The organism is Halorubrum sp. C191, assembly GCF_002727095.1.
Classification (GTDB): domain Archaea; phylum Halobacteriota; class Halobacteria; order Halobacteriales; family Haloferacaceae; genus Halorubrum; species Halorubrum ezzemoulense.
This window is the reverse complement of the sequence record NZ_NHNZ01000044.1, coordinates 1-6,413: the sequence shown is the minus strand read 5'-3', so window position 1 is coordinate 6,413 and position 6,413 is coordinate 1. Positions and strand designations below refer to the sequence as shown.

At 66.9% G+C, this 6,413-nt stretch carries 6 protein-coding genes, 1 tRNA gene and 1 pseudogene; 3 read left to right on the top strand and 5 right to left on the bottom strand.

All coding sequences use genetic code 11. From position 1 onward, the window contains the following. The coding region (locus Z052_RS03480; protein ID WP_158228666.1) for a PAS domain S-box protein at positions 1-940 on the top strand (940 nt) is incomplete at its 5' end. Between the two features lie 16 nt (positions 941-956). On the opposite strand, the gene Z052_RS03475 is transcribed toward Z052_RS03480, so the two are convergent. After that, complete coding sequence (locus tag Z052_RS03475; RefSeq protein ID WP_049929682.1) at positions 957-1,265, bottom strand: transcriptional regulator; 309 nt, start codon at positions 1,263-1,265, stop codon at positions 957-959. A gap of 96 nt (positions 1,266-1,361) precedes the next feature. On the opposite strand from Z052_RS03475, the gene Z052_RS03470 reads away from it, so the two are divergent. Then, on the top strand, positions 1,362-2,336 hold the full coding sequence (locus Z052_RS03470) for a sugar phosphate nucleotidyltransferase (RefSeq protein ID WP_094519889.1): 975 nt from the start codon (positions 1,362-1,364) through the stop codon (positions 2,334-2,336). 22 nt (positions 2,337-2,358) lie between these two features. On the opposite strand, the gene Z052_RS03465 is transcribed toward Z052_RS03470, so the two are convergent. Both Z052_RS03465 and Z052_RS03460 read right to left on the bottom strand, forming a co-directional pair. Then, the gene (locus Z052_RS03465) at positions 2,359-2,565 is read right to left on the bottom strand and encodes a hypothetical protein (protein WP_094494639.1); all 207 of its coding nucleotides are present in this window, start codon (positions 2,563-2,565) and stop codon (positions 2,359-2,361) included. A gap of 71 nt (positions 2,566-2,636) precedes the next feature. After that, entirely contained in the window at positions 2,637-4,103 is a 1,467-nt protein-coding gene (locus Z052_RS03460; RefSeq protein WP_086220460.1) for a DHH family phosphoesterase, read from the bottom strand. 213 nt (positions 4,104-4,316) lie between these two features. Here Z052_RS03460 and Z052_RS03455 point away from each other — a divergent pair. Next, positions 4,317-4,390: transfer RNA gene (locus tag Z052_RS03455), tRNA-Lys, on the top strand. A gap of 431 nt (positions 4,391-4,821) precedes the next feature. Here Z052_RS03455 and Z052_RS03450 read toward each other — a convergent pair. Continuing rightward, a complete protein-coding gene (locus tag Z052_RS03450; RefSeq protein WP_241897884.1) occupies positions 4,822-5,877 on the bottom strand; it encodes a sensor histidine kinase KdpD in 1,056 nt (351 codons plus the stop codon). A 373-nt stretch (positions 5,878-6,250) separates the two neighbouring features. Then, positions 6,251-6,413, bottom strand: a pseudogene (locus Z052_RS03445) (IS630 family transposase); the annotation flags it as partial.

Below are 6,413 nucleotides of genomic sequence, written 5' to 3'. Positions count from 1 at the left end.
GATCCGAACGTGCGTCACGCGGCTCAGGGAACGACGGGACCGCGAGCGCGTCGAGGACTGGTACTCGCAGCTGTTCGAACAGCGGCTGATCGGCGCGGGGCTGTCACAGGACCGGAGCTTCGAGCTGGCGAACCGCCGCCTCGCCGAGATGCTCGGGATGCGGCGCGACGAACTCGTGGGCGAGCCGGTGTCGTCGATCGTCGCCCCGCACGATCGGGACCGAGTGGTCCGGGCGATCCGACGGCGAGAGTCCGGCGACGACGACCGCGTCAGATACACGATCGACCTCCTGGCGGCGGACGGCTCCACGTTTCAGGCGACGGTGGTCGGGAGCCGCGTCACCTACCGGGGCGAGCCCGCGATCCTCGGGCTCATCCAACCGACCGGCGCGGACGAGGCGGCGGCCTCGCAGGCGGTCCGCGGCCGCATCGAGGCCGCGAGCCGGATCCTCTCGCGCCCGCCGTCGGAACTGGACGCGCCGCTCCTGTCGACCGCGAACACGCACCTCGCCGAGGTCCTCGGAGCGCTCGACACCGGCGACTCGTCGCCGACTACCCCCGATCCGACCCGCCCCGTACAGCTCTCCGACGCCGTCGGCGAAGCGGTGTCACAGGCCGGCCTCTCGGCGACGGCGACCGTGACGGTGGACCCGGACGGGTCCATCGACCGCGACCGCGGAACCGTCGTCCTCGCCGTCCGGAACATCCTCCAAGCCGCGCTCGACGAGGCGGTCGACGCGGTCGCAGTCGACGCGCGAACGACGGCCGACGGCTTCCGAGTGCTCGTCCGCGACCCGCGGTCCGAGTCCGCCGAGGAGTGTTGCGTCGCCGAACTACCGTTCGATGTCGGCCTCGCCGGCGACGCGATGTACGGGATCGACCTCTTCATGCGGCGGATCCCGGGTGGCGTTCGCTGCGACGCGGTCGTCGCGGAGGGGTGAGTCGTCGGGCGACCGCTCAGCGGATCACGAACGCAGGCTCTTCGATCCGTTCGCTCTTACACTCGGGGCACCGTGACGGCTCGTTGACCGGATCGTCGAAGCCGTCGAACCCGCACTCGCGACAGGTCGGCGGCGCGACGAGAAACTCCTCGTCGGCCCCGCCGTCCCTTTCTTCGGATCCGCTCTCATCGGTAACGGACCGCGAGACGTGTTCGAGGTGTTCGTACACCGTCGGCGTCGGCAGCGACAGCGTCGCCGCGAGGTCGCTCGCGGTCCGCGGCTCCTCGCGGAGGGCGTCGGCGATCCGCTGGCGAGTCGTCTCCATACCCAACGTTCGACACGGGCGAGTAAAACCGCCCGGTCGGCGTCCGACGCCGACACGGGCACAAGAGGTATGTCACCGGAGTGAGAGCGGGAGAGTATGAAAGCCGTCGTACTCGCGGGTGGCTACGCGACCAGGCTCTGGCCGATCACCGAACACCGGCCGAAAATGTTCCTCCCGGTTGGGGAAAACACCGTCATCGACGAGATATTCGAGGACTTGGAGGCCGACGACCGGGTCGACGAGGTGTTCGTCTCGACGAACGAGCGCTTCGCCGACACCTTCGCGGAGTACCTCGACGACAGCCCCTTCGAGAAGCCGACGCTCTCGGTCGAGGAGACGGTCGAGGAAGACGAGAAGTTCGGCGTCGTGGGAGCGCTCGAACAGCTCGTCGAGCGGGAGTCGGTCGACGACGATCTGATCGTCGTCGCCGGCGACAACATGATCAGCTTCGATCTGGGCGACTTCGCCGACTTCTTCGAGGACAAGGGAACGCCGACGCTGGCGGCCTACGACGTGGGCGACCGCGAGCGCGCGAAGTCGTACGGCCTCGTCCAGCTGGACGGCGACGAGGTGGTCGACTTCCAGGAAAAGCCCGACGACCCGGAGTCGACGCTCGTCTCCATCGCCTGCTACGCGTTCCCCGCCGAGACGCTCCCGAAGCTCACCACCTACCTCGAAGACGGCGAGAACCCCGACGAGCCCGGCTGGTTCCTCCAGTGGCTCCAAGAGCGCGGGGCGGTCAACGCGTACACCTTCGACGGCGCGTGGTTCGACATCGGTACCGCCGACAGCTACCTCGACGCGGTCGAGTACGTCCTCGACGGCGGGACGCTCGTCGACGACGACGCGACCGTCGAGGGGAGCGACCTGGGCGACGTGGTCCACGTGATGGGCGGCGCGACGGTGACCGACTCGACGCTCGACCGCGCCGTCGTCTTCGGGGACGCGACGATCACCGACTCCGAGGTCCGCAACTCCGTGATCGACACGGGCGCCACCCTAGAGGGAGTCGACCTCTCTGGCGCGCTGATCGGCTCGCACACCTCCATCACCGAGGGCGACGAGTTCTGACCGCTTCGGGGCGACCGCCGTCTCAGTCGTCGACGCCGGCCTGCGCGTGCGTGTGGTGATAGCAGTCGAACGCGGGCTCGCTGCCGTCGGTCGCGGGGTAGAAACAGACCCGTTGGTAGCGCTCGTTGTCGAGCAGGTTCGCCACGAACCCGCCGGTGTGTCGGGAGACCGAGTCGTACGGGTCACCGCAGGCGGGACAGTTCGCCGGCGGATCCTCGGGAACGTACATGCGGCGCGGTGGTCGGAGGTACGTCCCCGAGCCGGAAAACGACCGCGCCGAGCGGCGGCGGTCGGAGCGGCTCAGGACCCGTTCGAGGAGTCGCCGCTCCCGCCCTCGACGCCGAGCGCGTCGAACAGCTTCCGCCGGACCGCCTCCTCGGTGAGGTGGAGGAGCGTGTCGCGCTTGTCGCCGCTCGCCTCGATGCCGGTGAAGATCCCGAGCGGGATCTCGAGCGACCCCTGCGTGGAGTGGCCGGCGGCGTCGCCCATCTCCGAGAACGCCTCGTCGAGCACGTTGCCGATGTTCAGCCGGATGTCCTTCGAACGCGCCGCGAGGTAGATCTTCTCGTCCGCGATGCCCAACACGGCCGTCGTCGTGATCCCCTCTAGGTTGAGGAGGTGTTGCGCGGCCTGCGCGAGCGCCTCGCGGTCGCGGATGAACCCGGCCGTCGAGAAGAGGTGGCTCCCCTGGACCTCGCGGTTCTGGATCGCCTCCGCGAGCACGTCCAGCGTCTCCGGACTCATCGACGGCGACTCCACCTGTTCGAGCGTGTCGTGGTTCGCGAACGGGTGGAGGTACGCCGCCGCGGTCAGGTCGGCGGGCGTCGTGTCCCGCTTGAAGTCAAGCGTCTCAGCGCGGATCCCGTAGAGGAGCGCGGTCGCGACCGCCTCCGAGGGGGACTGGTCGAACTCTTGGAGGTACTTCGTGAGGATCGTCGACGTCGAAGAGACGTTGGTCCGCACGTCGACGAAACGGGCGTCGAACGGCACCTCGGCCTCCAAGTGGTCGAGGTAGATGTCGACCGACACGTCGAGATCGAGGTCCTCGGCGGCGGCCTTCGCGAGGTCGACGGCCGCGATCGTCTCGTACTCGGAGAGCGGCGAGGCCTCGCCGCGGGCGAGCAGGTCGATCCCGAGGAGGTTGACGAACGCCCGGTTCTCTTGGTGGCCCACGTCGCCGGAGTAGATGATGTCGGCGTCGACGCCGAACGCCTCCGCGATCGCCTGGAGCGCGGTCGCGGACGCGATCGAGTCCGGCTCGGGGTTGTCGTGCGTGAGGATGGCCATCCGGTCGCCGCCGTCTTCGATGATCTCCGCTAGCTGGCGGGCCATGTACTCCAGCTCGCCGGTCTCCAGCGACTGGAGGGCACTGTCGGCGATCACCGTCGAGGGGTTGATCACCACGTCCGCGCCGCGCTCGCGCAGCTCGTCCTCGCTGACGGGGTCGGAGGCCCGGGCCACGAGGTAGTGGTCGCCGCCGGTCTCTCTGACCGCCGAGACGGCGGCCTTGTTCGCTTCCACGTCGCTGGCGAGGATCAACACGATGTCGCGGTCGGCGAGCTCGTCGACGACGTCCGGCTCGGCGATGTCCTGGACGCGCGCGTTGAGGTCCTGGTCGCGGAGCGCCTCGACGCGGCTCTCGTCGCGGTCGAGGATGAGGACGTCCTTCCCGCGCTCGGTCAGTTCCTCCGCGACGGCGTGACCGACGCTTCCACAGCCGAGGATGGCGTACCGGGTCCGCGCGGATCCGGATGCCCCACTACTCATTGGAGGGATTTCCGCGGCACGACACTTAACGAGTGCGCTCTCGGCGTCGTCCCCCGGCCACGAGGTCGCCGAGTCCGGCGGCTTCGCTCCCGAGAGACGCGTTCGGGTCCGAACGCGATACCGTCGCTTTCGTGCGATTGTACCGGCGTCCGCCGAGCGCCGACGGGGTCGAATGAAAAGGCCTTTTACCGTGACCCGGGTATGAACTTGTGAGGGCCGGTAGCTCAGTTAGGGAGAGCGACGGACTCTTAATCCGTCGGTCGCGTGTTCAAATCGCGCCCGGCCCGTACACTGAACCGCAGAGCGACAGCGATGCGGTGAGGGAACCGGACGGAAGCGATTTGAAGTAGAGAAGTCGCAGCGCGAGCGAAGCGAGCGACCGTCTTCTCGTGGTTCACAATCGCGCCCGGCCCGCTTCTCATAACGGTTCACCGTCCACTGACGAGTTCCCGCGTTGTGCCGCCGTCTCGAAAGGCGGAATCACGAACGGGGTAGAACGCCAGATCGGCGCCATCGAGGTGGCCGACGGCTCGGAGAACTAGCCGAGGGGGAAGAGTCGTGCCGAGACGGTTGATACGAACGTTGAACGGACGGCTCTGCCCGTCGACGGGACTCCTGGCGGACCGCACGGACAAACGGACGAGGGATCGAGCGCCACAGGACCGACACTCGATTCCGGCCCGCGGGGTGGCCGGAGTCAGACTGCGTGTGACACTCCTCACCCGTCTGGGAACTCAACGCCCGTGAACGCGAAGCGAGCGCCGCCCTCGGCGCTCTGCTCGACGCCTATCTCCCACCCGTGAGCGGTGGCGATCTGCTTGACGATGGTCAGTCCGAGGCCCGCGCCCCCTTCGCCCGTGGTGACTCCGTCTTCGAACAGTCGGTCGCGAAGGTCGTCTCGAATCCCCGCGCCGGTGTCTTCGACGTAGAACCCGTTCGGAATGGCTCCGACCCGCACGGTCACGTCCTCGCCGCCGTGTTCGACCGAGTTGCGGAACAGGTTTTCCAAGATCTGTCGTAATCGGCTCTCGTCGGCGGAAATGGCTATCTCTGTCTCGACGCGCAGCGACGCGTCGCCCGTGTCGACGCTCCCCAACGCCGACCGGCTGACCGCTTCGAGATTCGCGGGGGCGACTTCGTCGATCCGGTCGCCCGCCTTCGTCAACGAAACGAGGTCGGTGATCAGGGCCTCCATGCGAGTGAGGGCGGCGTCCGCCGTTTCGAGGTGTTCGCTGTCGGACTCCCTGCGGGCGAGTTCGATCCGCCCTTTCGCGACGTTCACCGGGTTTCGGAGGTCGTGACTGGCGACGTCGACGAACTGATCCAGCTGCTCGTTCCGCATCGTCAGGCGCTCGTTCGCCCGTTCGAGTTCGGAGACCGTCTCCGCGAGCTCCTCGTTCGTACGACGAAGCCGCGCCGCGTACACGCCGATGACCGTGCCGAGCGCCGCGCCGACGCTCAGCGATCCGGTCATCGAGAGCAGGATCGACGAGTCCGCTCGGGAGGCCATCTCCCCGAACCAGGCTCCGAGAATCACGAACGCGAGAAATCCGGTGACAGTCCATTTCAACACCGTCCGCTGACTCGTCGCGGCGACCCCGTCCGATCGGAGCCGCCCGTACGACACCAATCCGACTCCGATGAGCATCGGAACCGCGGCCTGGAGTGCGAGTATCCCAAAGTCGACGTCCACGAGCACACTCATCACCCCTGTTACGACGATGATCGCCGCCCCCACGATAACGACGGGATTCATCTGAGTGTCGGGAGCCATTTTTGGATGTATTCCAGTATGCGATATTTAAATAATTTCGATATGTACGAGAGCCCTCGGCGCTCCGAGCGCCGGTCGAGGCCGTGATCGAGGGTCGAAACGAGCCCATGTGGCGCACTTATCCGGGCATTCAGCACGGCAGCGACCGAACAGATTATCCCGGCTACCCGCGCTGTGTTCGACGAAACACCCAGAAATAATCAATATAACGTCATTTCATCGAGGCTGACCTCCGGCGCGCGGAGCGGTCGGTCGAGACGGCCGTCCCGCTCGTCGAGGACCTCACGACCGTCCACCCGTTCTTCGTCGAGCCGAGGCGGCTCTCCGAGTCGATGCACGAGTCGAGCGCCGCGCCGACGGAGCGCGATGATACTCACGGACATAAATACGCAAACACATCTGGGATTTCGACCCGGTTGAGTACAGAGAGAGCAGCCTCACGGAGATCGTCGAGTGTGTCAAACAGGCGGTTCCCAAGTTCTTGATCAAGTTGTCTCCAACACTCTTCCGCGGGGTTCAGCTCCGGTGAACCCCGC